General features: G+C 66.8%; 27 protein-coding genes and 1 riboswitch. Of the genes, 13 read left to right on the forward strand and 14 right to left on the reverse strand.

Going from position 1 to position 25,829, the window contains the following annotated elements; translation table 11 throughout:
* Positions 1-8: 8 nt before the first annotated feature.
* The 3 genes from ACIA48_RS22170 (at position 9) to ACIA48_RS22180 (ending at position 5,569) form a co-directional block, all read left to right on the forward strand.
* On the forward strand, positions 9-2,153 hold the full coding sequence (locus ACIA48_RS22170) for a 3-hydroxyacyl-CoA dehydrogenase NAD-binding domain-containing protein (RefSeq protein ID WP_396736380.1): 2,145 nt from the start codon (positions 9-11) through the stop codon (positions 2,151-2,153).
* 89 nt (positions 2,154-2,242) lie between these two features.
* Positions 2,243-4,078, forward strand: coding sequence for a S9 family peptidase (locus ACIA48_RS22175; protein WP_396736383.1), 1,836 nt, complete (start codon positions 2,243-2,245; stop codon positions 4,076-4,078).
* 9 nt (positions 4,079-4,087) lie between these two features.
* Positions 4,088-5,569 (forward strand): class I adenylate-forming enzyme family protein, encoded by a 1,482-nt coding sequence (locus tag ACIA48_RS22180; protein ID WP_396736385.1) that lies wholly within the window; start codon positions 4,088-4,090, stop codon positions 5,567-5,569.
* On the opposite strand, the gene ACIA48_RS22185 is transcribed toward ACIA48_RS22180, so the two are convergent.
* Complete coding sequence (locus ACIA48_RS22185; RefSeq protein ID WP_396736388.1) at positions 5,566-5,991, reverse strand: pyridoxamine 5'-phosphate oxidase family protein; 426 nt, start codon at positions 5,989-5,991, stop codon at positions 5,566-5,568. The genes ACIA48_RS22180 and ACIA48_RS22185 overlap by 4 nt on opposite strands.
* 45 nt (positions 5,992-6,036) lie before the next feature.
* A complete protein-coding gene (locus ACIA48_RS22190; protein WP_396736391.1) occupies positions 6,037-6,273 on the reverse strand; it encodes a hypothetical protein in 237 nt (78 codons plus the stop codon).
* A gap of 157 nt (positions 6,274-6,430) precedes the next feature.
* Between ACIA48_RS22190 and ACIA48_RS22195 the strand changes: the two genes are divergently transcribed.
* Together ACIA48_RS22195 and ACIA48_RS22200 are read left to right on the forward strand one after the other, a co-directional pair.
* Entirely contained in the window at positions 6,431-7,834 is a 1,404-nt protein-coding gene (locus ACIA48_RS22195) for an amidase (RefSeq protein ID WP_396736393.1), read from the forward strand.
* A gap of 11 nt (positions 7,835-7,845) precedes the next feature.
* Positions 7,846-8,835 carry an LLM class F420-dependent oxidoreductase gene (locus ACIA48_RS22200; RefSeq protein ID WP_396736396.1) on the forward strand — a complete coding sequence of 330 codons (990 nt, stop codon included), beginning with the start codon at positions 7,846-7,848 and terminating at the stop codon, positions 8,833-8,835.
* 3 nt (positions 8,836-8,838) lie between these two features.
* Here the strand turns inward: ACIA48_RS22200 and ACIA48_RS22205 are convergent, their stop codons facing one another.
* Positions 8,839-9,447 carry a hypothetical protein gene (locus tag ACIA48_RS22205; RefSeq protein WP_396736399.1) on the reverse strand — a complete coding sequence of 203 codons (609 nt, stop codon included), beginning with the start codon at positions 9,445-9,447 and terminating at the stop codon, positions 8,839-8,841.
* 295 nt (positions 9,448-9,742) lie between these two features.
* On the opposite strand from ACIA48_RS22205, the gene ACIA48_RS22210 reads away from it, so the two are divergent.
* Complete coding sequence (locus ACIA48_RS22210; protein ID WP_396736402.1) at positions 9,743-10,087, forward strand: cupin domain-containing protein; 345 nt, start codon at positions 9,743-9,745, stop codon at positions 10,085-10,087.
* Between the two features lie 8 nt (positions 10,088-10,095).
* Here ACIA48_RS22210 and ACIA48_RS22215 read toward each other — a convergent pair whose 3' ends face one another.
* Together ACIA48_RS22215 and ACIA48_RS22220 are read right to left on the reverse strand one after the other, a co-directional pair.
* Positions 10,096-11,745 (reverse strand): DNA repair helicase XPB, encoded by a 1,650-nt coding sequence (locus ACIA48_RS22215; protein WP_396736404.1) that lies wholly within the window; start codon positions 11,743-11,745, stop codon positions 10,096-10,098.
* A gap of 8 nt (positions 11,746-11,753) precedes the next feature.
* On the reverse strand, positions 11,754-14,000 hold the full coding sequence (locus ACIA48_RS22220) for a helicase-associated domain-containing protein (protein ID WP_396736407.1): 2,247 nt from the start codon (positions 13,998-14,000) through the stop codon (positions 11,754-11,756).
* Positions 14,001-14,057: 57 nt separating this feature from the next.
* Here ACIA48_RS22220 and ACIA48_RS22225 point away from each other — a divergent pair, with 57 nt between their 5' ends.
* Genes ACIA48_RS22225 through ACIA48_RS22240 form a run of 4 tightly spaced genes read left to right on the forward strand, consistent with a single transcriptional unit; the run spans position 14,058 to position 15,677 of the window.
* Positions 14,058-14,261 (forward strand): hypothetical protein, encoded by a 204-nt coding sequence (locus tag ACIA48_RS22225; RefSeq protein ID WP_396736410.1) that lies wholly within the window; start codon positions 14,058-14,060, stop codon positions 14,259-14,261.
* The gene (gene moaC, locus ACIA48_RS22230; RefSeq protein WP_396736412.1) at positions 14,261-14,767 is read left to right on the forward strand and encodes a cyclic pyranopterin monophosphate synthase MoaC; all 507 of its coding nucleotides are present in this window, start codon (positions 14,261-14,263) and stop codon (positions 14,765-14,767) included. Before ACIA48_RS22225 ends, moaC begins: the two co-directional genes overlap by 1 nt.
* The gene (locus tag ACIA48_RS22235; RefSeq protein ID WP_396736415.1) at positions 14,764-15,255 is read left to right on the forward strand and encodes a molybdenum cofactor biosynthesis protein B; all 492 of its coding nucleotides are present in this window, start codon (positions 14,764-14,766) and stop codon (positions 15,253-15,255) included. Before moaC ends, ACIA48_RS22235 begins: the two co-directional genes overlap by 4 nt.
* Positions 15,252-15,677, forward strand: coding sequence for a molybdenum cofactor biosynthesis protein MoaE (locus tag ACIA48_RS22240; protein WP_396736417.1), 426 nt, complete (start codon positions 15,252-15,254; stop codon positions 15,675-15,677). Before ACIA48_RS22235 ends, ACIA48_RS22240 begins: the two co-directional genes overlap by 4 nt.
* A gap of 38 nt (positions 15,678-15,715) precedes the next feature.
* Here the strand turns inward: ACIA48_RS22240 and ACIA48_RS22245 are convergent, their stop codons facing one another.
* From ACIA48_RS22245 to ACIA48_RS22260, 4 genes are all read right to left on the reverse strand, one after another.
* The gene (locus ACIA48_RS22245) at positions 15,716-17,209 is read right to left on the reverse strand and encodes a transglycosylase family protein (RefSeq protein WP_396736420.1); all 1,494 of its coding nucleotides are present in this window, start codon (positions 17,207-17,209) and stop codon (positions 15,716-15,718) included.
* A 10-nt stretch (positions 17,210-17,219) separates the two neighbouring features.
* Positions 17,220-17,399, reverse strand: a riboswitch (cyclic di-AMP (ydaO/yuaA leader).
* A gap of 253 nt (positions 17,400-17,652) precedes the next feature.
* On the reverse strand, positions 17,653-17,928 hold the full coding sequence (locus tag ACIA48_RS22250; protein ID WP_396736423.1) for a MoaD/ThiS family protein: 276 nt from the start codon (positions 17,926-17,928) through the stop codon (positions 17,653-17,655).
* Positions 17,929-17,930: 2 nt separating this feature from the next.
* A complete protein-coding gene (moaA, locus tag ACIA48_RS22255) occupies positions 17,931-18,980 on the reverse strand; it encodes a GTP 3',8-cyclase MoaA (protein ID WP_396736426.1) in 1,050 nt (349 codons plus the stop codon).
* Positions 18,977-19,381, reverse strand: coding sequence for a YccF domain-containing protein (locus ACIA48_RS22260; protein WP_396736429.1), 405 nt, complete (start codon positions 19,379-19,381; stop codon positions 18,977-18,979). Before ACIA48_RS22260 ends, moaA begins: the two co-directional genes overlap by 4 nt.
* Before the next feature lie 143 nt (positions 19,382-19,524).
* Here ACIA48_RS22260 and ACIA48_RS22265 point away from each other — a divergent pair, with 143 nt between their 5' ends.
* Entirely contained in the window at positions 19,525-19,935 is a 411-nt protein-coding gene (locus ACIA48_RS22265) for a cold-shock protein (RefSeq protein WP_396736432.1), read from the forward strand.
* A gap of 75 nt (positions 19,936-20,010) precedes the next feature.
* Here the strand turns inward: ACIA48_RS22265 and ACIA48_RS22270 are convergent, their stop codons facing one another.
* Entirely contained in the window at positions 20,011-20,871 is an 861-nt protein-coding gene (locus tag ACIA48_RS22270; protein ID WP_396736434.1) for an endonuclease domain-containing protein, read from the reverse strand.
* A 117-nt stretch (positions 20,872-20,988) separates the two neighbouring features.
* Here ACIA48_RS22270 and ACIA48_RS22275 point away from each other — a divergent pair, with 117 nt between their 5' ends.
* Entirely contained in the window at positions 20,989-21,993 is a 1,005-nt protein-coding gene (locus ACIA48_RS22275; protein ID WP_396736437.1) for a glutathione S-transferase family protein, read from the forward strand.
* Here ACIA48_RS22275 and ACIA48_RS22280 read toward each other — a convergent pair.
* Together ACIA48_RS22280 and ACIA48_RS22285 are read right to left on the reverse strand one after the other, a co-directional pair.
* Positions 21,978-22,472 carry a DUF2771 domain-containing protein gene (locus ACIA48_RS22280; protein ID WP_396736440.1) on the reverse strand — a complete coding sequence of 165 codons (495 nt, stop codon included), beginning with the start codon at positions 22,470-22,472 and terminating at the stop codon, positions 21,978-21,980. The two genes, ACIA48_RS22275 and ACIA48_RS22280, sit on opposite strands and share 16 nt — an antisense overlap.
* On the reverse strand, positions 22,469-24,070 hold the full coding sequence (locus tag ACIA48_RS22285) for an MFS transporter (protein WP_396736863.1): 1,602 nt from the start codon (positions 24,068-24,070) through the stop codon (positions 22,469-22,471). Before ACIA48_RS22285 ends, ACIA48_RS22280 begins: the two co-directional genes overlap by 4 nt.
* 214 nt (positions 24,071-24,284) lie before the next feature.
* On the opposite strand from ACIA48_RS22285, the gene ACIA48_RS22290 reads away from it, so the two are divergent.
* Positions 24,285-25,082 (forward strand): DUF3027 domain-containing protein, encoded by a 798-nt coding sequence (locus tag ACIA48_RS22290; protein WP_396736443.1) that lies wholly within the window; start codon positions 24,285-24,287, stop codon positions 25,080-25,082.
* Positions 25,083-25,090: 8 nt separating this feature from the next.
* Here the strand turns inward: ACIA48_RS22290 and ACIA48_RS22295 are convergent, their stop codons facing one another.
* Together ACIA48_RS22295 and ACIA48_RS22300 are read right to left on the reverse strand one after the other, a co-directional pair.
* Entirely contained in the window at positions 25,091-25,546 is a 456-nt protein-coding gene (locus ACIA48_RS22295; RefSeq protein WP_396736446.1) for an SRPBCC family protein, read from the reverse strand.
* Between the two features lie 27 nt (positions 25,547-25,573).
* Positions 25,574-25,813, reverse strand: coding sequence for a DUF2530 domain-containing protein (locus ACIA48_RS22300; protein ID WP_396736449.1), 240 nt, complete (start codon positions 25,811-25,813; stop codon positions 25,574-25,576).
* Positions 25,814-25,829 lie beyond the last annotated feature (16 nt).

Consider the following 25,829-nt stretch of genomic DNA (forward strand, 5'->3'; position numbering starts at 1 on the left):
GAAAGACCATGGCAGAGAACACCATCAAGTGGGACAAGGATGCCGACGGCATCGTCACCCTGACGCTGGACGACCCGACCGGTTCGGCCAACGTGATGAACGACCACTACCGCGAGTCCATCCACAACGCGGTGGAAAAGCTGGTGGCAGAGAAGGATTCGATCACCGGCGTCGTCATCACCAGTGCGAAGAAGACCTTCTTCGCCGGCGGTGACCTCAAGGCGATGATCAATATCGGCCCGGAGAACGCAGGCGAAGCCTTCAGCCTCGTCGAGGACACCAAGCGCGATCTCCGCGCCCTGGAGACCCTCGGCAAGCCCGTTGTTGCCGCGATCAATGGTGCGGCTCTTGGTGGCGGCCTCGAGATCTGTCTCGCGTGCCACCATCGGATCATCGCCGACGTGCCCGGCGCGGTCGTGGGCTTCCCCGAGGTGACCTTGGGCCTGCTGCCCGGCGCCGGCGGCGTCGCTCGCAGTGTGCGGATGTTCGGCATCCAACAGGCGTTCATGGAGGTGCTGAGCCAGGGCACGCGTTTCAAGCCGGGCAAGGCCAAGGACATCGGCCTTGTCGACGAGGTGCTGCCGAGCGTCGACGAGTTGGTGCCCGCCGCCAAGGCGTGGATTAAGGCCAACCCCGATGCGCACACCCAGCCGTGGGATGCCAAGGGCTACAAGATGCCAGGCGGTACGCCGAGCAGCCCCGGCCTGGCCGGCATCCTGCCGTCGTTCCCGGCGCTGCTGAAGAAGCAACTCAAGGGTGCGCCGATGCCCGCGCCGCGGGCCATCCTGGACGCGGCAGTCGAGGGTGCGCAGGTGGATTTCGATACGGCGTGCCGTATTGAGAGCCGCTACTTCACCACGCTCGTCACCGGGCAGACCGCCAAGAACATGATTCAGGCGTTCTTCTTTGACCTGCAACACATCAACGGTGGTGGCTCGCGACCCGACGGTATCGCCAAGCAGGAGATCAAGAAGATCGGCGTGCTCGGCGCGGGCATGATGGGCGCGGGCATCGCCTACGTCTCGGCCAAGGCCGGGTTCGACGTCGTCCTCAAGGACGTCTCGATCGAGGCCGCGCAGAAGGGCAAGGGCTACTCCGAGAAGCTGGAAGCCAAGGCTCTGGAGCGGGGCAAGACCACGCAGGAGAAGTCCGACAAGCTGCTGGCCCGCATCACGCCGACCGCCGACGCCGCCGACCTCAAGGGTGTCGACTTCGTCATCGAGGCCGTGTTCGAGTCGGTTGAGCTGAAGCACAAGGTTTTCCAGGAGATCGAGGACATCGTCGAGCCCAACGCGCTGCTCGGGTCGAACACCTCCACGCTGCCGATCACCGGTCTGGCGTCCGGCGTGAAGCGCCAGGAGGACTTCATCGGAATCCACTTCTTCTCACCCGTCGACAAGATGCCGCTGGTCGAAATCATCAAGGGCGAGAAGACCTCTGACGAAGCGCTGGCCCGCGTGTTCGACTACACGCTGGCCATCGGCAAGACGCCGATCGTCGTCAACGACAGCCGCGGCTTCTTCACCAGCCGCGTCATCGGCACGTTCGTCAACGAGGCGCTGGCCATGCTGGGCGAGGGTGTCGCGCCGGCCAGCATCGAGCAGGCGGGCTCGCAGGCCGGCTACCCGGCGCCGCCGCTGCAGCTGTCCGACGAGCTCAACCTCGAGCTGATGCACAAGATCGCCGTCGCGTCCCGTAAGGGCGTCGAGGACGAGGGCGGCACCTACACGCCGCACCCGGCCGAGGCGGTCGTCGAGAAGATGATCGAGCTGGATCGCCCGTCGCGACTGAAGGGCGCCGGCTTCTACGAGTACGTCGACGGCAAGCGCACCGGACTGTGGCCGGGCCTGGCGGAGACCTTCAAGTCGGGCTCGTCGACTCCGCCGCTGCAGGACATGATCGACCGCATGCTGTTCGCCGAGGCGCTGGAGACCCAGAAGTGCCTCGACGAAGGGGTGCTCACGTCGACCGCCGACGCAAACATCGGCTCGATCATGGGCATCGGCTTCCCGCCGTACACCGGTGGGTCGGCGCAGTTCATCGTCGGCTACGAAGGTCCCGGCGGCGTCGGTAAGGAAGCGTTTGTCGCACGCGCCAAGGAACTGGCGGCCAAGTACGGCGATCGGTTCAACCCGCCGAAGTCGCTGCTCTAGGCCCTACGCCGAGCAGGCGCGAAAACCCCCGAAAAGTCGAACTTTCGGGGGTTTTTGCGTCTGTTCGCCAGATCAGTGACGATATTTCGATGGCCGACGTGAAGCTCATTCCGCTCGAAGTACTGCTGGGTAATCCGGAGCGAGCGGGAGCGCAGATCTCGCCGGACGGCAAGCGCCTGTCGTACATGGCGCCGTTGAACGGCGTGATGAACGTGTTCGTCGGTGACGCGGGGGAGGGCAACGAGCGGCCGGTCACCCACGACGCCGAGCGCGGGATCCAGGGGTACTTCTGGACGCACGACAACCGCCACATCATGTACGTGCGGGACAGGGACGGCAGCGAGAACTACCGCCTCTATGACGTCGACATGGAGACCGGTGTCGAGCGCGACCTCACTCCGTTCGACGGCGTGCAATGCCAGATCATCGCTCACCGCAAGGAGTTTCCGAACGACGTGCTCCTCGGCCTGAACAAGGACAATCCTCAACTACACGACATCTACCGCCTGGACCTGACGACGGGAGAACTCGAGAAGGTCGTCGAGAACCCCGGATTCGTCGGCTGGGTCGTCGACGTCGATCTGAAAGTCCGCGGCGCGGTGCAGCCGCTGCCTGACGGTGGCGCGGTGTTCCTGGTGCGTGACGACGAGTCGTCGGACTGGCGTCCGCTGCTCGAGGTGCCGCCGGAGGATGCGGAGACGACGGGGCCGCTCGGCTTCACCAGAGATGGCCAGAGCATGTATGTGCAGACCTCTGTCGACGCGAACACCGGTCGTCTGGTGAAGATGGACATCGCGACCGGGGCTTTCGAGGTGATCGCCGAGGATCCGGAGTACGACATCACCGGCGCGATGCTCAACCCGGATACGCGCGAGATCGAAGCGGTGCTGGTGTACCGGGATCGCCTGGAATATCAGGTATTCGACGACTCGATACGTGGTGACATCGAAGCGCTGCGAAAGCTGAGCCGCGGGGATCTGTCGATCAGCGATCGAAGCGACGACGACACGACCTGGCTGGTGACCTTCGACGACGACAGCGGACCGGTGAAGTTCTACACCTGGGACCGCGGCACGAAGACGGCGACGTTCCTGTTCGACCACCGACCGCAGCTCAACGACTACCCGTTGGTGCCGATGGAACCGTTCAGCTTCACCTCGCGCGACGGGCTGACGATTCACGGCTATTTGACCGCCCCCGCCGGGGTCGAGCGCACCGGTCTGCCAGCGGTACTCATCGTGCACGGCGGCCCTTGGGTCCGCGACGGCTGGGGCCTTGACCCCGAAGCGCAGTGGTTGGCCAACCGGGGCTACGTGGGTGTGCACGTGAACTTCCGCGGCTCCAGCGGCTACGGCAAGAACTTCCTCAATGCCGGGGACCGCGAGTGGGGCGCCAAGATGCACGACGACTTACTGGATGCTGTCGAATACCTTGTCGCGCAAGGCATTGTGGACCGCGATCGCGTCGCCATCTACGGCGGCTCCTACGGAGGATATGCCGCGCTGATCGGTGCGACGTTCACCCCCGACACCTTCAGATGTGCGATCTCGATGGTCGGGCCGTCGAACCTGAACACGCTCATCGCGTCGATTCCCGAATACTGGAAACCGTTGCTGTCGATGTTCCACAAGCGCGTCGGCGACGACGAGGACTTCCTGTGGTCGCGTTCGCCGCTGTCCAAGGTCGACAACATTCGAATTCCCATACTGATCGCGCAGGGCGAGAACGATCCGCGCGTGAAGCAGGCGGAGTCCGAGCAGATCGTCGCCGCCATGAAAGAGCACGGCATCGACTACGAGTATGCGCTGTACGAGAACGAAGGCCACGGTCTCGTCAAGCCCGAGAACCGCCTCGACTTCTATCGCCGAGCCGATCGATTCCTCGCAAAGCATCTCGGCGGTCGCGCGGAGAACTTGACTCGCTAGATTGACGTGATGCCCGAGAGCTTCACCGAGTCGTTCGCCGCAGGCCTGGCGAGCTACGGCGACCGCCAGTGCATCCAATTCGAGGGCCGGTGGTACTCCGGTGACGAGATCGCCGCTTACGGTGCTGCGATCGCCGATGCGCTGCGCGACGCCGGGGTGGTCGACGACTCTCCCGTCGGTCTCGTGGTCCGCAACCGTCTGCAGCACGCGGCCGCGATCATCGGCTTTCTCGCCGTGGGCCGGCCGATCTCGATGATCTACTCCTTCCAGTCGCCCGAGGCGATCGGCCGCGACATCGAGAAGCTGGAACTGTCCGCGGTCGTCGCCGACCGCGAGGACTGGACCGACGAAGTAGTCGCCGCCTGTAGGCGCACAGGTTGTGCGGGCGTGGCGATCTCGCTGACCGACCCGACGGTGCTCACGGTCGGGGGCCTTGAGCGCCGTGACCAGTCCCGCACGCACGCCGACGTCGAACCCGGTGTGGCACTGCAGATTCTGACCAGCGGTACCACTGGACCGCCCAAGCGTCAGGCGATAATGACGCCGGTGCTGGAGCGGACGGTGTTCAGCGTGACCAGTGGAGAGACTGCGCCGTCGGACGCTCCGCCGGAACTGGCCTATTGGCAGTTCGGCGGCATCGGGGTCTGCCAGCTCGTCGCGGGGGTGTACAACGCCCGACGGATCGTGATGCTGGAGCGCTTTTCGGTCGATGGGTTCGTCGATGTGATCAAGACACACGGCATCACACGTTCGGGTGTGCAGCCCGCGGTGGTACGGATGCTGCTCGACGCCGAGGTCGCCAAAGAGGATCTCGCATCGCTGGATTTTCTGATCAGCGCGTCGGGTCCACTTGACCCAGAGACCCGCGCCGAGTTCGAGAAGCACTTCGGTATTCCCATCCGGTTGGCCTACGGTGCAACAGAATTCGCCGGTTCGGTGTGCGCGTGGACACCGGGCCTCGTCGACGAGTTCGGCGAAGCCAAACGCGACAGTGTCGGCAGAGCGCTGCCCGACACGCGGGTTCGTATCGTCGACCCGGAAACCGGGGCGGAACTGCGGACAGGCGAGCAGGGTCTGCTCGAAGCGAAGGTGGCGCCGATCAGTCCGGACTGGATCCGCACCACCGACATCGCCTCGATCGACGCCGACGGCTTTGTTTACCTGCACGGTCGTGCCGACGGCGCGATCAATCGCGGCGGTTTCAAGATCATGCCGGAAACCGTTCGGCGCGTGCTGATCTCACATCCCGCCGTGCGGGACGCATGCGTCGTCGGTGTACCCGACCCACGGCTCGGGCAGGTGCCGTTCGCGGCAATCGAGGTGGTTCCGGGGGCGCAGGCACCGTCGGATGACGAGCTCGCCGACCTTGTCCGCCATGAGTTACCGGTCTACAACGTACCGGTGGCGTTCACCGTCGTCGACGACCTACCGCGCAACCCGGCGCTGAAGGTGAGCCTGCCCGCGGTGGCCGCGCTCTACCCGTCGGGCTAGACCGCTCCGAGATCGGCCGACAGCCAATGCTGCGGCTTCATGTAGATGACAACGCCCTCGCCGTGCTCGCGGCGGGCGAATTCGAGATAGCCGTCGACCTTGTCCGGCGGCAGGTAGCGCTTGACCATCTCGACAAGCTGTTCGTCGGTGGCCGGCTCGATGCGGCTGACCGGCCCGTCGACCGCGACGTAGCGCACCGTCGGCTCGAGGCGCTGTGCCATCAAAGTGAATTCGCCCTGCGACTCGATCAGGCGATGCTTGCGTGAACCGGCGCCCGTATGCACCCACGGTTCACCGCCGGGACTGTACTGATACCAGATCGGCACCGTCAGGGGTCCGCGCTTGTCGCCAGCACTAACCGACAGCGCCCCGATATGAGGCTCGGCGAGAAATTGTTCGCGTTCGTCCTTGGAGAGGGCCATGGCGCCAGGCTAGCGCCGGCCCCCGTCAGGTGGCTCCGAGCTGCGTCAGCAGCCGATTCGCGAGAAGAACGCCACGGTCACGAGACCGATGATGAACGCCACCTGCGGCTGTCCCATCGCCATGGTGCTGACGATGCCCGCGATCGCCGCAATGGCGATCACGACAAGCAGGAGGACGTAGAACCACCGAACGTGATGATGGCTGTCGGCACGAACCGGGTGCGACTCCAACCCCGTTAGCGGGTCACGGACCACAACCGCCTCCTCTGTGGCATATGTCACATAGATGTTTGCTATGTGAGCCACACCATACAACACCGATCCGGCTTGCGCGAAGGCGATCAGAAGATGTCGCCGTTGCAGCCTGATAACGGCCCGACCACTACGTTTCTGGTGGACACTGCGACGTGAACCCCGGGGAAATACGAGACGAGCGAGCATGACGGATCCCTGTCAGTTGCCGGCCCATCAGTTAGTTGAACTAATTGCTGGGGGCGCGATCTCGTGTCGCGAAGTCGTGCAGGCGCACCTCGAACGCATCGACGCGGTCAACCCCGCCCTCAACGCCCTCGTGCAGGCCACCGACCCGCAGCAGTGCCTGGCGGCCGCAGCCGATGCCGATGAGCGCGTCGCCCGCGGCGCCCCGCTGGGCCGGATGCATGGGCTGCCGATCGTGGTCAAGGACGTCATGCATGTCGCCGGGCTGGAATGTTCCGGCGGAAGTCCCGTGCTGCGGGCGACCGCCGACACCGATGCGACAGCCGTCGCGCGGCTGCGCGGCGAAGGCGCCATCGTGCTCGGCCTGACGAACGTGCCCGAGATGGGCCGCGGCGGAGAATCGAACAACAACGTCTACGGTCGCACCAATAACCCGTTCGACCTGACCCGTACGCCAGGCGGCAGCAGCGGCGGATCGGCGGCCCTGGTGTCCGCCGGCGGTGCCGCACTGAGCGTCGGGTCGGACGGCGGCGGCAGCATCCGTCAACCGTGCCACAACACCGGAATCGCCGGGCTCAAGCCCACCCACGGTCGAATCCCGCGCACCGGCAGCGTGTTCGGCGACGCCATCGGCATTTTCGGGCCCTTCAACTGCTACGGCCCGCTGGCCCGGACGGTCGCCGATCTGTATCTCGCCCTGTCGATCATGAACGGCCCGGATCTGCGCGATCCCTACGCCGTGCCCGCGCCGCTCGGCAACCCGGACGACGTCGACGTCGGCGCCCTGCGCGTTGCCACCTATCTCGATGACGGCATCTCGCCACCGAACGAGGACGTCGCCGCCGTCGTCGGGGACGCCGTCCAGGCACTGAAGGGGATGGTCGGCCTCGTCGAGCACAACAGCCCGCCCTGCCTCGAACGCACGATGGCGCTGTTGTGGGAGTCCGTGTTCCTCGGCGGCGATCGGGGGCAGGGGTTCGAGGCGGACCTGGCGGCCATCGGTGCGACGAATCCGTCCGAGGAACTCTCCGAGTTCCTCAAACAGGCACGCCTGGTCGACTTCTCGCTGTCCGACGCGCGGAGCAGGCTGACCGACATCGACACCTACCGCATCGAGATGCTCGAGTTCATGGCCGACTACGACGTGCTCGTCGGTCCCGTGATGCCGACCGCGGCCAAGCCCCACCACCACGGACTCGTCGAGATCTCGGACTTCTCCCATCTGATGGCGCACAACCTGACTGGCTGGCCCTCCGCGGTGGTTCGGTGCGGCACCTCCAGGGAAGGTCTGCCCATCGGTGTGCAGATCGTCGCGAGACCGTGGCAGGACGCGACGGCGCTCGCGGTCGCGGGTCGGCTCGAAGCGGTGTTTGGAGGATGGCGCCCGCCGCCATTGTTTGCATAGAGTTGCAAGCCATGCGCTTTGGACTCTTCATCCCGCAGGGCTGGCGTCTCGATCTCGTCGACATTCCGACCGAACAGCAATGGCCCGTCATGCGCGACCTCGCCGCGTATGCCGACGCGGGCCCTTGGGATTCGCTGTGGGTGTACGACCATTTCCATACCGTTCCCGTGCCGACGGACGAGGCGACCCACGAGGCGTGGTCGCTGATGTCGGCCTACGCCGCAAGCACATCGCGCATCAAGCTCGGTCAAATGTGCACGGCGATGGGCTACCGCAACCCGGTGTACCTCGCCAAGGTCGCCGCCACCGCGGACATCATCTCCGGTGGCCGGGTGCAGATGGGGATCGGCGGCGGCTGGTATCAGCACGAGTGGGAGGCCTATGGCTACGGGTTTCCGTCGGCCGGCACCCGGCTCGGCATGCTCGACGAGGGCGTCCAGATCATGCGCGACGCCTGGCGTGACGGGCGGGTAAGCCTTGCCGGCAAGCACTATCAGGTCGACGGCGCGATCGTCGCGCCGAAACCGTTGCAGGATGGCGGACCGCCGATGTGGATCGCCGGTGGCGGCGAGAAAGTGACGCTGCGCATCGCCGCGAAGTATGCGCAGTACACCAACTTCACTTCGGAGCCAGATGGTTTCGTACACAAGTCGCAGATCCTGGCCGACCACTGCCGGGCCGTGGGCACCGACTACGACGCGATCGTGCGGTCGGCCAACTTCAACGCAGTGATCGGTACGTCGGACAGCGACGTCTCCGAACGGATGGCTCGACTGCGCGCCCAGCAGGTCGCCAAAGCGGACGGAGCCGCCGTCGACGTCATGCTGGGCACCGTCAGCGCACCTGAATCCGCAACCGGCACAACAGAGCAGGCGATCGAGAAGCTCAAGCGCATGCAGGAACTCGGCTGTGAGTACGCGATCATGTACTTCCCGGAGGCGGCATACGACCGCACCGGGATCGAGCTTTTTGAGCGGGAGGTCATCCCCGCGCTGACGTAACCGCTACGGCGTGACGGGAATGGGACCGCCCGGCGGGATTGCGTTCGGGTCGACCGGAGCGATCGTGCCCGGAGGCGGCGGCGCGTCGAAGTATCCCGGCGGCGGCGGACCGGTCAACGGGTAGTAGCCCTCCGGCAGCGGCGGCCCGCCCGTGCTGGTCCCGGCGGGCGCCGGCCCGTTGGACGCGGGGTCGGTCAGCGACGTGTATCCGGGTGGCAGCTGCGGCGCCGGACCGGCTCCCGGTGGGGGGACGGACGGTTTGATGTCGCCGGGCTGCATCGAGCCGGTGTAGTTCTGCGGGTCCTGGGCCATGTGCCAGGCATCCCGTAGGAAGCCCAACGGTCCCGAGGTGTTGCCCTGCCCGTACTGCTGGTTGGCCATCTCCGGCACGGGCGGCGCACCGATCGGCGGCGGCGCCGGCGCGGCCACCGGCTCGGCTCCCGGAACCTCCATCACGGGCTGACCAGGAGGTGCGGGCTGGCCCGGGAGTGGCGGTGGCGGTGCTGGCTGGGCATTGGCCTGGGTCGACGCGACCAGCGCGCCCAGGCCGATCACGACGCCGGCAAGCGCGATCTTCGCGACCTGCCGAAGTGAGGAGGTATGTCCGCTCATGTGTGGCGTGTGTGCTTCCTGCTAGAGCCCGTGGGCTGCTGCCGACTCGTGACGAGGCTAACGCGTATGCGTGGCCCGTGCGCAGTCCAGGCCGATGTCAGTGAAGTCGTCCGGCCCAGTCGGGGCGTTACGGCTTCTAAGCGCCCGCAATCGGCGTTCGGCCCTTGCCGCTGCTGCCGATGACGAGAATGGTGTTATTGCCGTGGTCATGTCTCGAATTCACCAGCCCGAGTCGAGACGACTCAAGGTCAATACGGTCTACGACGTATCCGATCGTCTGAAAGGAGATGCGGGTATGACCAAGGTTTCACTCAAGGCGCTCGCGCGGGAGCATCTGGAAACAGCGCGGGCCGCGAAAAGCGGACGCAGCGCCCACACCGTCTACGGCGGTCACGAACACTCGCTGCGCCAAACTCTCATCGCACTCACCGCGGGCACTCAGTTGGACGAACACGAAAGTCCCGGGGAGGCGACGCTGCACGTGCTGCACGGCAGGGTGCAGCTCACCGATGGTGGCGTGCACTGGGACGGGTCCGAGGGCGATCACCTCGTCATCCCGAGGTCCCGGCACGGCTTGCGCGCCGACCAGGATTCGGTGGTGCTACTGACCGTCTCCAAACCCGTTGGGCCGCATACCTAGTCTGCCGGTCAGATGGCGGGGCCAAGCAGGTCGTCGGCGTCCTTGATGATGTAGCCGTAGCCCTGTTCGGCCAGGAAGCGCTGGCGGTGCGCGGCGTACTCGGCGTCCAGGCTGTCGCGTGAGACCACCGAGTAGAAGATCGCACCGCCGCCGTCGGCCTTGGGCCGCAGCAGTCGGCCCAGCCGCTGCGCCTCTTCCTGACGCGACCCAAACGTGCCTGAAACCTGAACGGCCACATTGGCTTCCGGTAGATCGATCGAGAAGTTGGCGACCTTGGACACGACGAGCGTCGGGATCTCGCCACGACGGAACTGATCGAACAGCGCCTCCCGCTCCGCGGTCTTCGTCGAGCCCTGGATCACCGGGGCGTTGAGCTCCTGGCCGAGTTCGTCGAGCTGGTCGAGGTAGGCGCCGATCACCAGCGTCTGGTCGCCCTGGTGTTTCTCCAGGATCGACTTCACCACCGCGATCTTGGAATGCACGGTCGAGCACAGCTTGTATCGCTCGTCAGGTTCGGCGACGGCGTAGAGCATCCGCTCGTTGTCGGTCATCGTGACCCGCACCTCGATGCATTCGGCGGGGGCGATCCAGCCCTGGGCCTCGATGTCCTTCCACGGTGCGTCGTACCGCTTCGGCCCGATCAGCGAGAAGACGTCGCCCTCGCGGCCGTCCTCCCGGATCAGCGTGGCGGTAAGGCCCAGCCGTCGCCGCGACTGCAGGTCCGCGGTCATCCGGAATACGGGTGCGGGCAGCAGGTGCACCTCGTCGTAGATGATCAGGCCCCAGTCGCGACTGTCGAACAATTCGAGGTGCTTGTACTCGCCCTTGGTGCGGCGGGTGATCACCTGATAGGTGGCGATGGTGACCGGACGGATCTCCTTCTTCTCGCCCGAGTACTCGCCGATCTCGTCCTCCGTCAACGACGTTCGGTTGATCAGCTCGCGCTTCCACTGTCTGCCCGCCACCGTGTTGGTCACGAGGATCAGCGTCGTCGCGCCCGCCTTGGCCATCGCGGCGGCGCCGACGAGCGTCTTACCCGCACCGCACGGCAACACCACGACGCCGGACCCGCCTTCCCAGAACGAGTCGGTGGCCATCTCCTGGTAGTCGCGCAGATGCCAGCCGTCCTGCGCGAGGCTGATCGGATGCTTTTCGCCGTCCACATATCCGGCGAGATCCTCTGCGGGCCAACCGATCTTGAGTAACATCTGCTTGACGCGGCCGCGCTCGCTGTTGTGTACCTGGACGGTGTCGTCATCGATCCGCGCGCCGAGCATCGGTGCGATCTTCTTGTTGCGCAGCACCTCCTCGAGCACCGCGCGGTCCAAACTCACCAGCGTCAGACCGTGTGCGGGATGCTTCACCAGCTGCAGACGCCCGTAACGCGCCATGGTGTCGACGATGTCGACGAGCAGCGGCTGCGGCACCGCGTACCGGGAGAACGACACCAGCGCGTCGACGACCTGCTCGGCGTCATGCCCCGCGGCGCGCGCGTTCCACAGCGCCAGCGGGGTGATGCGGTAGGTGTGGATGTGCTCGGGAGCACGCTCCAGCTCGGCGAAGGGGGCGATCGCGGCGCGGGCCGCGCCGGCCTGCTCGTGGTCGACTTCGAGCAGCACCGTTTTATCGGACTGCACGATCAGGGGGCCGTCGGTCATTCGTTCCATTATCCAGAGTCGGCCGACACCACCGAGGTGACGCGGTGGATGGCGAACTCGCGGACCCGGCCGGACGCCGGATCGTAGGCGGTCAGCTGCCCGCCGCGGACGTTGATGGGGGCCACCACCCGCTGGGTGGCAACTCCGGCCGGGTCGACGTAGCCGATCACCACCGACGCCTGGAGGTGGGCGGCCTCCTGAAGCTGGGTGATCGCGGCGGTCGGGTCCAACCGCATGCCGATGGACGGTCCGGCCGCCACCTTGCGCAGCACCGCGACGATCGCGCCCAGCGTCTGACTGGTCGGGGATGACGGCCGGTGGGAGCGCCGGCGCGACGCCGGGGCGGGCACCCTGGCACCGCGGGCACGTATGTCGACGATGGTGCCCGTCGAGTCCTCGGCCGCGGGGGCGAAGCCGGCGTTCCGGAGAGCAGCCAGCACCTCGGAGATCGGTGCCTGCGACACCGCGACGGTCGGGGCCAGCAGCCTCATCTCCAACTGTTCGGCGGCCGGTGCGGCGATCGCCTGTGCCAGCAGCGCCGCGTCCTCACACCGCACGAACGAGGCGGCCATGCCGACTCGCAACTGCCCGTGCCGGCGGGCCACATCGTCGATCAGGTACGTGAGCCCCTGCGGCACAGGCGTTTTCGAGTGCCGTGCAAAGAAGGCGTGCAGGTCTGCTGCGGTGCGCCCGGTGTCGAGTGCGACGCGGATGGACGCCTCGCTGACGCGATACACCATCGCCGCACCCGCCGACTCGACCCTTGCGACGGCGCCCAACTGCTCGGCCAGATCGCGTTCCAGCGGGCCCGGCACCACGACCGTCAAGTCGGCCTGCAGCAGGAAATGGTCGATCGGCTGCGGCAGCACCTTGTCCATCGCCTTGACGACATCCTCGGGCGGCGCACCGGTCAACAGGGCGCGGGCCGGGCTGGAGATCGCCCCGCGGCCCACGACGCCGACCATGTGTGCCTCCGACAGCAGCGCGCCCACCGGGCCCGGTTGCAGCCGATTTCCCCAGCGGGGCCGTCGCCAGATCATCGCGCGCGCCGCCGAGGTGGCGTCGACACCGGCGCCGGGCGCAAGATCGGCGAGCGACTCCAGTAGCAGCCGTCGGTCCAGCGGTGCGGCGGTGGAGTACAGCGAATCCGAGAGCGCCGCATAGGGTTTACCGTCGGGCCCGCGACTGCCGACCAGACTCGGCCGACCGGACAGCTCCAGCCACGTCGACGCCAGCAGGTGCCACTTGTGCTCAGTCGGAGATTCGAGGAAGCGGTCGGTGGCCACCGTCGGCGCCCAATACGGGCCCGTGCCGTCCTGCGGTTCCGGTTCCGGCATGCCGGTCGCGATCAGCCCGGCCGCCGCGGTCACCTCGAGAATCAGTCCGAGCCGACTGTCGTCGATGCCGGTGATCTTGGTCAGCCGTTTGACGTCGCGGACGCCGAGCCCGCCACTGCGCAGCTCGGGAATCGGTGCGGCGCTGAGGGTTTCGAGCACGACCTCGACCTCTCGCAGCAGATCGATCACTGCGCCCGCGGCCACTGCATCGACATCGGCGGTGGTGGTCGTCGACACCACAGGATCGGGTGCGGTCAGCCCGACGGGTCCGGGAAGCTCACCGCGCAGGGCCTGGCCGACGAGTCTGGGCAGGATCACCGTTTCGTCGTCGACCTGACGCAGGAGTCCTTTCGACAGCAGCCGCTGCACCGGGCGATCGGGCGGGGTGCCGGCAGCGGCATCGCGGGTGCGGCCCACCGGCGAGCCGTCCAACAGACGCTGCAGCAGGTCGGACTGCGCCTCGTCGAGTCCGGCGAGGCTCTCCGCGAGATCCGTCGCCACGGTGTCCTCGACAGTGGCCTGACCGACATACCAGGGCAGGCCGACCGCGGCCTCGGTCGTCACCCGCACCGCATCATCGCCCCACACGAGCGCGCGCTCGCGGAGGTCGTCGACGGCCGCGGTGACCACTGCCTCGGCCTCCGCGCCGATCAATTCCAGCAGCTTGGACAGCGGTACCGCGGTCGTATCGGCATGCAGGACCAGCAGCGCGTCGATCACCGCGAGGTGAAGAAAGTCCAGGTCATCGGTGGCAGCCTTTACCGACTGGCGTGCTTGAGCCCGCGCCGCCAGCGCCGCGATGGTCCCCGGCGGGGGCTGTGTCAGATCAGGCCGCAACTCGAGCAGCCGGATCAGCCGCTCATCGCCGAGTTCGGCCAGCCAGGCGCCCAGAGGGATGCCCGGCGCGTTTTCGGTCATTGCTGACCAGCGTAAAGCAGCCCGCCGGTGTCGCCACTGCTCGCGTTGCCTGCCACAATGTCAGGCGTGGCTGACAACAAACGGCAGAAGAAGCAGTATGTCGACCCGGGCTGGCCCGCGACCGACGGCGACGACGATCACGCAGTCAGCGAGCTGGCTACCGATCGCACCGGTGCGTTGTCGCCATTCGGGGACCTGACCTTCCCGATGCCGACCGACGAGGTCCTGTACCTGCACCCGGTCACGGTCGTCAACAAGTAGTGACTGAACCGGCTGGAGCCGCGGCCGCGCGCTCCGCCCGCCCCGCGCTTTCGCATATCGACGAAGCAGGCGCGGCGCACATGGTCGACGTCACCGCCAAGGACGCCACCAAGCGCACCGCCGTCGCCGCAGGTGCGTTGCACACCACCGCCGAGGTCGTCGGTCTGATCGCATCGGGTGGGCTGCCCAAAGGGGACGCACTGGCGACCGCACGAGTGGCCGGGATTCTTGCGGCCAAACGCACCAGCGATCTGATTCCGCTGTGCCATCAGCTGGCCCTGACGGGGGTCGACATCGACTTCGTCATCGACGGCGCCCAGGTGGCCATCGCCGCGACCGTGCGCAGCACCGACCGCACCGGGGTGGAGATGGAGGCCCTGACAGCGGTGAGCGTCGCTGCGCTGACGCTGTACGACATGATCAAAGCGGTCGACCCGGCCGCACGCATCGACGACATCCGGGTGCTGCGAAAAGAAGGCGGCAAGTCCGGCACGTGGGTCCGGTGACGACTGCGCGCACGTGGTCGGGTCGGGTGGTGATCGCCTCCACCCGCGCGGCGGCAGGCGTGTACGAGGACCGCAGCGGACCGATCGTCGCCGACTGGCTCAATCAACGAGGCATCGATACGCCCGCGCCGACCGTCGTCGCCGACGGAATCGGAGTCAACCGGGCGTTGTTCGCCGCAGTCGGCGAAAACGTCGACGTTGTCATCACTTCCGGCGGCACCGGCATATCGCCGACGGACGGCACCGCCGAGGCGACCGCGGCCATCGTCGACTATGAGATCCCTGGTCTGGCCGACGCCATCCGTCGCGCAGGTGAAGACAAGGTGCCCACCTCAGTGCTCTCACGGGGCGTCTGCGGCGTCAGGGGGCGTACGTTGATCGTGAACCTGCCCGGCTCGACCGGCGGCGTCAAAGACGGTCTCGCGGTGCTGGACAAGGTGCTCGAGCATGCGCTGGATCAGCTTGCGGGAGGGGACCATCCACGATGACCGTCGTCCTGCGCGCCGAGCTCACCGAGCATTTGATCGAGCTGACCGAACACGAAGCGCTCGTGGCACATGAAGCCGCGGGTGCGGTGGTGGGCTTCGCAGGGGTCGTCCGCGACCACGACGGTGGGCGTGGCGTGACAAGGCTCGAGTACTCGGCGCATCCCACGGCGCAGCAGACACTCGCCGAGGTGGCCGCCGAGATCGCCGCCGACAGTCGGGGAGTGCGGGCCATCGCGGTCAGCCACCGCGTCGGCGTCCTCCACATCGGCGATGCCGCACTCGTCGCAGCCGTGGCCGCAGACCATCGTGGCGCGGCATTCGAAACCTGCCAGCGGTTGGTGGACACCGTCAAGGAACGGCTACCGGTATGGAAGCACCAGTTCTTCTCCGACGGCTCCGAAGAGTGGGTCGGATCGGCCTAGGAGCCGCCCCGGCGGCGACATCGGGCTAGAGCCTGGTCTCAGGCCGGCGGTAGCGGTGCCGGAGGCGGCGGCAGGGGAGCGCCGGGTGGCGGAGGTGCCGCGGGAGCGGGCAGTCCCGGTGCCGGAGGTGGCGGAGGCGCGAGCGCCGGATCCGGCGGGACCTGGCCAGGCAGGTTCGGCGCCTGACCGGTGGCGCGGTCCGGGGTCGTCAGCGGACGCTGAGTCAATGCCAGCAGCGCATCCTTGCCCGTGACGTCCTGGGTCTGGATCGCGTGCCAGATTTCCTTCAGGTACGAGACATTCGGGCTGTCAGTCGTGACGGCGCCACGGTCGGTCGTCGTTCCCGGATTCAGGTTCTCCGGGCTCGACAGGTGCGGAACCTCGGCAGGCACGGGGAGTTCACCGGACACGGCCTGATTGGCCGCGTCCATCGCCGGCTGCGGCAGGCTGACGGGGGCCAGCGGATCCGGCGCGGGGGCCGGGGGAACCGGCGGGGCGGGTTGGAGCGGGGCATCCGCATGCAGCGCCCACACCTGAGGCTGGTCGCCGGGCACGATGCCCTCGGCGACATCCCAGTTGGCCACGGGCTGTACGACGTCGGCAGGCGCCGGAGGCACGGGGGCGGCCAGCGCGTCGATCGGTGCCGGCGGCGGGGGTGCCATCGGGTCGGCGGGCGGCGCCGGAGGCACGGGGGCGGCCAGCGCGTCGATCGGTGCGGGCGGCAGGGGTGCCATCGGGTCGGTAGGCGGTGGAGGCACGGGGGCGGCCAGCGCGTCGATTGGTGGCGGCGGCGGAGCTATCGGGTCGACCGGGGGCGGCGGCGGCACGGGGGCGGCCAGCGCGTCGACGGGAGGCGGTGGAGGTGGCAGCGGGGCAGCCGGGGGCGGCGGCGGAGGCACGGGAGCGGCCAGCGCGTCGGCCGGGGGCGGCGGAGGTGGCAACGGGGCAGCCGGGGGCGGCGGCGGAGGCACGGGAGCGGCCATGGCGTCGACCGGAGCCGGCGGCGGTGGCGGAGCCATGGGGTCGACCGGCGGAGGAACCGGGGCGGCCAGCGCATCGAACGGCGCGGGAGGCGGAGGCGGCGGAGGCGGAGCGAACGGGTTCGGCGGTGGAGGCGGCAGCAGGTTGTTGAGGTTGGCGATTGCGTCGTCGACGACGTTGCGCGGAGTGGGTCCCGACAGTCCGGTGCCGCAGGTCGGCCAGGCGCCCTTGCCCTGGCCCGCGAGCACGCGCTCGGCGACGGCTATCTGCTCTTCCTTGGTGGCGAGGTATGCGGCAGGCGCATATTCGCCGCCGCCGTGGCCCGACCAGGTGCTGGGGGAGAACTGAAGTCCACCGTGATATCCGTTGCCGGTGTTGATCGCCCAGTTACCGCCAGATTCGCAGCTGGCGACCTGATCCCATTCGCCGTCGGTGGCGGCGTTGGCTTGTCCGGCGAGGGCCATGCCCCCGGTGCCGATCACTGCGCCTGTGAAGGCGATCTTCGCGACGTTTACGGCCGATGCAGTGGGCTTACGATGCCGTCCACTCATAGGTGCGCTGGTGTCCTCTCTTCGGCGCCCGCGAGGTCAGCTGTCGGGTTCGGGCTGGAGAGGTTGCCCGGCCGGCGGCGTCGAGACGACGCCGGCTTCACCCCAAGGAGCCGAAATCGGCTCCAGGTCCTTGATGTTCGGTGGACCGGTGGGTCCCCCGCCTCCGTCCAAAGTTGTTCGTTGTTGGCTGGGTCCCGACTGGACGGAGCTCGGCGCGATCGGGGCACAGCGGGTCACCCGATTGAGGTCGAGGGACTTGGAAAGTGACGGTAATGGGTATGCCCGTAGGCGTCATCTTTTGCGGGTAACGGCGTTTTCGCCGCGGGCAAATCCTAAAAGAGCTCTAAACCCGCAGGAGATGCGGCCGTTCTTGCAGGTGTTTGCGACGCTCCACCTGCCCGTAGCCAGTCTGTGACCATTTCGTTATGTGATGCAAATCACCATTACCCGCCGGCGAAGGGCGGAAGAACATCTACGGTCTGGGCGTTGATCAGCGCCACGTCGGCATCCCGCACCGCGATGCCGTCGCGCAGAAACGAGCAGCGCATCAACACTTTTGCGAGATTCTCGTCGCGCGCGCTGAGTTGAGCGACCAGTTCGGCGAGCGTCGTGTCCGGACGAAGCCGGATCGTCTCCACTTCGTTACCGGCGGCTGCCCTCGCGGCGGCGAAAAACCGAACTGTCACCTCGATAGTGGCGGTCTTGGAAGGAGAGGCCATACCTACCCGCCGATTGCGCTCATCGGGCGGTCCGGCTGGACGAAATCGGGGTCGTTGATGCCATGTCCAGCTGCTTTGGCCCACATCGCGGCGCGCCAGGCGGCTTCGAGGGTGTCGTCATCGGCGCCCGTGCGCATCAGGTGGCGCAGATCCGTCTCCTGCGTCGCGAACAGGCAGTTGCGCACCTGGCCGTCGGCGGTCAGACGGGTGCGGTCGCATGCCGCGCAAAACGCGTGCGAGACCGAGGCAATGATGCCCACCAAGCCGCGGTCACCGTCGACCCGCCACAGTTCGGCGGGCGCCGACCCGCGCGGCGCCGTGTTCGGCGTGAGGTCGAAATGCTGGCGCAGGACGGCGAGGACGTCATCGGCACCGACGGCTTTACCGCGCTGCCACTGATGGTCCGCGTCGAGCGGCATCTGCTCGATGATGCGCAGCTGGTAACCGTGCTCGACGCAGAACCGCAACAGTTCTACGGCATCGTCCAGACCTGTCACCGGGTCGAGCACCGCGTTCACCTTGACCGGATTCAGCCCGGCGGCCTTGGCGGCTGCCAGACCCTCGAGCACATCGTTGAGTCGGTCGCGACGGGTGATACGGCTGAACCGCGCGGCGTCGACAGTGTCCAGGGACACGTTGATCCGATCGAGACCGGCGTCCTTCAGCTTCACCGCGCGTTTCGCGAGCCCAACGCCGTTGGTGGTCAACGTTATTTCGGGCCGTGGGCGCAGCCCGGCGGTGGCCGCGACGATGTCGTCGAGGTTCTTGGCGACCAACGGTTCGCCGCCGGTGAAGCGCACGCTGGTGATGCCCAGCCGGGTCACCGCGATGCGCAGCAGCCGGATCAGTTCGGCCGGCGTCAGCAGTTGTTCGCCGGGCAGCCAGTCCAGCCCCTCGGCGGGCATGCAGTAGGTACAGCGCAGGTTGCACCGGTCGGTCAGCGACACTCGCAGGTCGGTAGCGATGCGGCCGAAGGTGTCGACGAGCGGACCGTCCGCGGGTGCCGGATGCACCGGTCCCAGCGACGGCACACCCAGGTCGATGACCGTCATGCCGCGGCCCCGATGGATCGGTTCACTTGATCGACCGGGACGATCTCCTTACCCAAGGGCAGCAACGAGATCGGGATCATCTTGAGGTTGGCCAGCGCCAGCGGAATGCCGATGATCGTGACCGCCATCGCGACCGCAGTGACGACATGGCCGATGGCGAGCCAGATGCCGAACAGGATCACCCAGATGATGTTTCCGATCAGCGCGCCCGGCCGCGTTCCCGGCATATCGACGACGGTACGACCGAACGGCCACAGTGCATAAGACGCGATGCGCAACGACGCGAAGCCGAACGGGATCGTGATGATGAGGATGAAGCAGATCAGCGCGGCCAGCAGATAGCCCAGCGCCAGCCAGAGGCCGCCGAAGACCAACCATATGACGTTCAGGATCAGGCGCATCTTCCCTCCAGCGGTCGTTCCAGCCTACCGAGTAAAGGGGGTGAGGGAGGTTCGAGGGCCGAGTAGGATCACCCGAGACGCGTCCCGACGCACGGGACGCTTTCCTTATGTTGAGCGCATTAGAAGACAAGCAGGTGAGACCAGTGCCGACCGGCCGGGTTAAGTGGTACGACGCCGAGAAGGGCTTCGGCTTTCTATCGCAGGAGGAGGGCGAGGACGTCTACGTCCGGTCCTCCGCGCTGCCGTCGGGTGTCGAGGGACTCAAGGCCGGGCAGAAGGTCGAGTTCGGCATGGCCGCAGGTCGCCGCGGCCCACAGGCGTTGAGTGTGAAGATCCTCGACGCGCCGCCGAGCCTGACGCGCACCCGCCGTGAGGCGGCCGCCGCCGAGCACAAGCACACACCGGACGAACTGCACGGCATGGTCGAGGACATGATCACGCTGCTGGAAGGTGCCGTTCAGCCCGAGCTGCGCAAGGGTCGCTATCCCGACCGTAAGGTCGCGCGACGCGTATCCGAAGTGGTGCGCGCGGTCGCAAGTGAGCTCGACGCTTAAATGGCTTCTGCCGCCGAAACTGAACTTGTGCTCGAAAATTCGACGAAATCTCGTGCATAAGTTCAGGTTCGGGGCCTAGAGCAGGGCACCTGTGGCATGCAGGGCGGCGGCGACACGCTCAACGATGGTGTGGGGTCTGTAGCGGAGTATGTCAGCGCTGACGCGCACGATGCGCCAGCCCAGTGCTTCGAGTTCGGCTTGACGGTCGACGTCTCGCGTGCGGATCTTGGGGTCTGTCCAGTGTTGTTCGCCGTCGTACTCCACGCCGACCCGCCATTCCGGCCAGCCCATATCAATGCGGCCGATGTGATCGCCGGAATCCGCGAACACGTTGATCTGGGTCTGCGTCGGCCGTAGGCCCGCATCGGTGAGCACCAGTCGGGTTCGTGTCTCTTGAGGCGACTCCGCGCCCTCATCAGCGAGCGCGATCACTTCGCGCAGTTGCACGATGCCGCGAGCCCCGCGATGCCGGTCGACCAGTGACTCGACGTCGCAGAGTTTGAGGTTGGTGGCCTGCAACAGCGCGTCGACACGAATGACGCCGAGTGTGCGCCCGTAGCGGCGGCCGAGGTCGAAGGCCGTTCGCGCGGGTGTCGTAACGGGGACGCCGCGCAGCATCATTTTCTCGTCGCCGAGCAGAGCATCACTGTGGAGCACGATCCCTCTCGTCTTGTGCTGACTCCGTTGATTGAGTTCGGCAGGCAATCGGGCGTCGATCCAGCGGCAACCATGCATCGCCGCAGCGGAGACGCTGGCAACAGTCGCTTTTCGGTCAGACCACAGCCACGCGGCAACGGCCTTCTGCACTGGGGTGAGCACATGCCCGCGGGGTACATACACATTGCGGTGTACGGCCTCATATCTGGTGGTAAGCCGATATCGGTTGACAGTCCCGGCTGCGATCGCCTCGGTGCCGATGAACGGTTCGGGTTCCATGGCCGATAAGACGGTGATCGCGCGGCGGCAGTTCCATGCCGAAACTGAAGATATTTTCGAGGATTTGCAGAAATCTCGCGCATATCTTCAGATTCGACGATCAGGCATGCTGGAGACATGAGCTATGTCGCCAGCGGTGGCGATTTCAACCGCGACACGAACTACATCACCACGCGAATCACCGCCGACGGTCGCGACGGGTATCCCGTCGAGGCCGGCCGGTACCGACTGGTGGTCGCGCGCGCCTGCCCGTGGGCCAACCGGACGATCATCGTCCGTCGGCTGCTGGGACTGGAAGACGTTCTGTCCATTGGCTTTTGCGGGCCGACACACGATGAGGACAGCTGGACGTTCGATCTGGACCCCGGCGGCGTCGACCCGGTGTTGAAGATCCCGCGCCTCAAGGATGCCTTCCTCAAGCGGTTCCCCGACTACGAGAAGGGCATCACGGTGCCCTCGATCGTCGACGTGCCGACCGGTGAGGTGGTGACCAACGACTTCGCCCAGATCACGCTGGACTTCTCCACGGAGTGGACGAAGTACCACCGCGAAGGTGCGCCGCAGTTGTATCCCGAAGAACTGCGCGACGAGATCGACGATGTCGCCAAGCGCATCTACACCGAGGTGAACAACGGGGTGTACCGCTGCGGATTCGCCGGCTCGCAGGACGCGTACGACAAGGCCTACGACCGGTTGTTCACCGCGCTGGACTGGCTGTCCGAACGGCTCGAGAATCAGCGATATCTGGTCGGCGACACCTTCACCGAGGCAGACGTGCGATTGTTCACGACGCTGGCCCGCTTCGACCCCGTCTACCACGGCCACTTCAAATGCAACCGGAACAAACTCGCTGAGTCACCGGTCTTGTGGGCCTACGCCCGCGACCTGTTCCAGACGCCCGGCTTCGGTGACACCACCGATTTCGTGCAGATCAAGCAGCACTATTACATCGTGCACAAAGACATCAACCCGACACAGATCGTGCCGAAGGGCCCGGACCTATCCAACTGGTTGACCCCGCACGGCCGGGAGGTGTTGGGTGGCAGGCCGTTTGGCGATGGCACGGCCCCCGGCCCGACGCTCGAAGGCGAGCGAGTTCCGGCCGGTCACGGAGCGGACTGAGGCCAGACGGTCCGTACCGACCACTCCGCGTGCGGGAACGGGAACTCGTTGCCTTCCTGGTCGCGCACCAATGTCGGCAGTTGTACCGCCAGGCCGAACAGGCGGCCCTGGTGCGGATCGAAGGTCGGAATGGTCACCGCAAGCGTGGTGTCCGGCCGGAAGGTCTCGACGACATCGCCGTCCTCGTAGGAGCGCACCAATGCCCACAGTCCGCGCGATATCGCGGGGGGAACCGACAGCTGCACCGGATGATCACGGTCGACGACGAGTTCGCCGTCAGTCTGCGGGGATTCGCACTCGGTCGGGTTGAGGACGTTGCAGTACCGGTACGGCCCGATGCGCACCAGCTGGCCGTCCGTGTACGCGCTGATCTCCGGATGCTTGGACGCCGGATGCTGGGCCAGCCGCCAGATCAATATCCCGGTTGCGGCGGACGCGATGACCACCACGACCGCCAGGATGGCGAGGACGCGTTTCACTCCGGCGCCACCGCCGCATTGTCAGGGCGACGCCCACCCTCCTGCTCGGCCAGTACCGGACGGTTGCCGCCGAGGCCGGGGATCAGAGAGTCGCCGCGATAGCTGACCAACGTTTGGGCCAGACCGAGGATCAGGACCGCGCTGACACCGGTGAAGCCCACCCACAACTCGGTGTAGATCAGCACGCCGATCGCGCCGCCGGCGACCCACGCCAGTTGCAACAACGACTCTGAACGTCCGAAGGCCGATGCGCGTGACCGTTCAGGCAGGTCGTCCTGCAACGACGCGTCGAGCGACGCCTTGGCGATCGCGCTTGCGCCGGATGTGATCAGGGTGGCGATCGCGGCCACCAGAAGATTGCCCGCGACGGCGGTGGCCAGCGCGCTCACGGTGACCGCGATGGTGCAGCGCACGACCATCTGTGCCGGATGGCCGAGTTTCATGCGCGCGCTGGAGAGATTGCCGATGAAGTTACCGATCGCCGCAGCCGCGCCGATCACCCCGAGGATGCGCAACTGTTCCCAACCGCTGGCGTCGTGCGACTTGGCAACGAATGCCGGGTAGAGGAAGAGGAAGCCCACCATCACCTTGATGGTGCAATTGCCCCATAGCGCGGTGATGGTGTTGCGGCCCAACGGTTGTCGGGCGGGTGCCGACTTGCGTGGTTCGGGCTCGCGGCGCAGTTCACCGGTGCGGCCGTGGTAACTCAGTGTCGCGGGCACCTCGCCCGCGGTCACCTCGACCCATTTGGGGATCCGCATCGCCAGTGCCGCGCCGGCAACCGAGACGGCGACGACGACGTACAGCGCGCCGGGCAGTTCCAGTACCCGGAAGGAATACTGCGCCGCCGCGGCCACGGCGCCACCGACCATGGTTCCGCCGAGCAGGCCGAACATCGTCAGCCGCGAGTTCACCCGGACCAGGTCGATCGTCGGCGGCAGCACCCGGGGAGTCACCGCGCTGCGCAAAACGCTGAATGACTTGGACAGCACCATCATTCCCAATGCACATGGGTAGAGCACCCACGGCGGAAAGCTGCCGGTGGCGCCGTCGAAGTTGGCGATCAGCACCACCACCAGCGCTGTGCGCAGGACGAACGACGTCGCAAGGGCGAGGCGGCGACCGTGCTGTAGCCGGTCCAGCGCGGGCCCGATCAGCGGGGCGATAACGGCGAACGGTGCGATGGTGATGAGCAGGTACAGCGCGACCTTGCCCTTGCTTTCGCCGGAGGCCGCCGCGAAGAACAGGGTGTCGGCCAGCGCGACGGCCATTGCGGCGTCGACCGCGAAGTTGGCGACCACCGGCCACGTCAGCGCGGTCAGGCCCGACTTGTCGGCGCCGTCGGCCGTGGCGGCGCGGTGCACCAGGCCGTACATCTTGGAGCCCATCTCGCGGCTGCGTTGCGCGGCCGCTCTGGTCACCGCGACGCGTTCGCCCGCCGCGGCGCCGGCAGAACGCGGCGGCGGTCCGGAGGCACGCGACCGCGCTGAATCGTCGAGCGGCGGCAGCCACCGGTTGGCGCTGGGCGTGGGGTTGGATCGCGTCCGGCGGTAACCGCCACCATGGTCACCGCCGGGGTTTGTGGGGTAATTCGCCATCCCCGGGTGTTCCTGGCCGCCCCCGGCGGGAGGGCGCGGCGGAAAATAGCCGGGCGGGTTGGGCGGGAGACCGCCGGACTCACGCGAACCTGCCGAATCCCTGTCGTCTCGACGCGGTCCGGTCACAGAAAAGATTCTCCCCTATCAAGGCGACAGCGCACGTGCAGCCGACCGGTGTGGCTACTTGCACGCGGCTACGGCAAAATCAGTAGCGATGGACAGCGTGACGGAATCTGCCGAGAACGGCGTGGGGTCCCCCGGAGGGGATGCCGCGCCCCGGCCTGACCTGGAGACGGTGCTGCTTGGCTCCGTCGACGACGCGCGCGCGGCGATCGTCGAGTTCAGTGGTGAGGACACCGTCGGGGAGTACCTCGGCGCCGGCCTCGACGATCCGACCGCGGCCACCCACCGATTCCTCGCCGACATGCCCGGCTACCGCGGCTGGCAGTGGGCCGTCGTCATGGCCGCGTGCCCAGGCGCCGATCACGCGACCATCAGCGAAGTCGTCCTGGTGCCAGGTCCGACGGCGTTGCTCGCGCCGAAGTGGGTGCCGTGGACTGAGCGAGTCAAGCCCGGCGACCTGAGCCCTGGCGATCTGCTCGCCCCATCCGCCGATGACCCTCGGCTCGTACCGGGCTTCATGTCCAGCGGGGACCCCGAGGTCGACGAGGTAGCCGCCGAGGTGGGTTTCGGGCGTAAGCAGGTGCTCGGTCCGTGGGGCCGCGCCGACGCCGCGCAACGTTGGCACGACGGTGAGTACGGTCCCGGTTCGGCGATGGCGCGGTCGACGCGCCGGGTCTGCCGCGACTGCGGGTTCTATCTTCCGGTGTCAGGTTCGCTCGGACTGATGTTCGGCGTGTGCGCCAATGAGATGTCGGCCGACGGTCACGTCGTCGACGCCGAATACGGCTGCGGCGCGCATTCGGACACCCCGCAGCCGCCCGGCAGCGGCTCGCCGCTGTTCGATCCCTACGACGACGGCGTACTCGAACTCACTGAACCCGCCGACTAGTTTTCGGCCTAGTTTTCGGCCGCGGCCTTGATCCGCGACAGCGACTCGTTCATTCCCTCGACGAGTTCGCGTTCGAAACTGGGCACTCCACCCATCAACGCGTTCACCGTGATGTTGGATATGGCCGTAGTGCCGTTCTCGGCGTGGCGGCTTTCTGTCAGCCGGGTGCCGGTCGCGGTCGGTTCGAGTTCGTAGCTCCAGATTGTCCGATTCAAATCGACCTTGAAGGCCAGCTTCTTGTCGGGGATGAACTCGGTGATGCGGCTGGTGGTCGGCCACACGAGGAACTTGCGCCGGTTGAGGTTGATCGTCCGGCTACCCTGGCGCAGCGGACCGCCGAGTGTCTTCATCAGCCGGCACTGCGGGCTCCACTGCGGCATCCGGCTCAGGTCGGAGACCAACGACCAGACTTTCGTCACCGGGGCGTCGATCTCGATCTGTGCTTGCAACAGAGGCTCTGCCATCGCTACCTCCTTGGTATACGGGCGAATTCAGTCGAGTCCGCTCTGGGCGCCGCGCGATCCGCGACGCACCGCCCGACGCTGCCACAGAAAGATCGATGTGCCAAGCACGCCGACCCCCAGACCGGCGATCGCGAACGGCCGGTAGCCGTGCAAGGCGGGCACCGTGAAAGCCAACAACGTCGCGACTAGCCAGCCCGCTGTGATCACGGCGATCACCGGCCACGGCTTGAGTAAGCCGGGCGGAAGGGCCGGGGGTTGCGGAGTCATCAAATGAGAACCTAAT

It is taken from the genome of Mycobacterium sp. NPDC051804 (assembly GCF_044452905.1).
In the GTDB taxonomy this organism is placed as follows: Bacteria; Actinomycetota; Actinomycetes; order Mycobacteriales; family Mycobacteriaceae; genus Mycobacterium.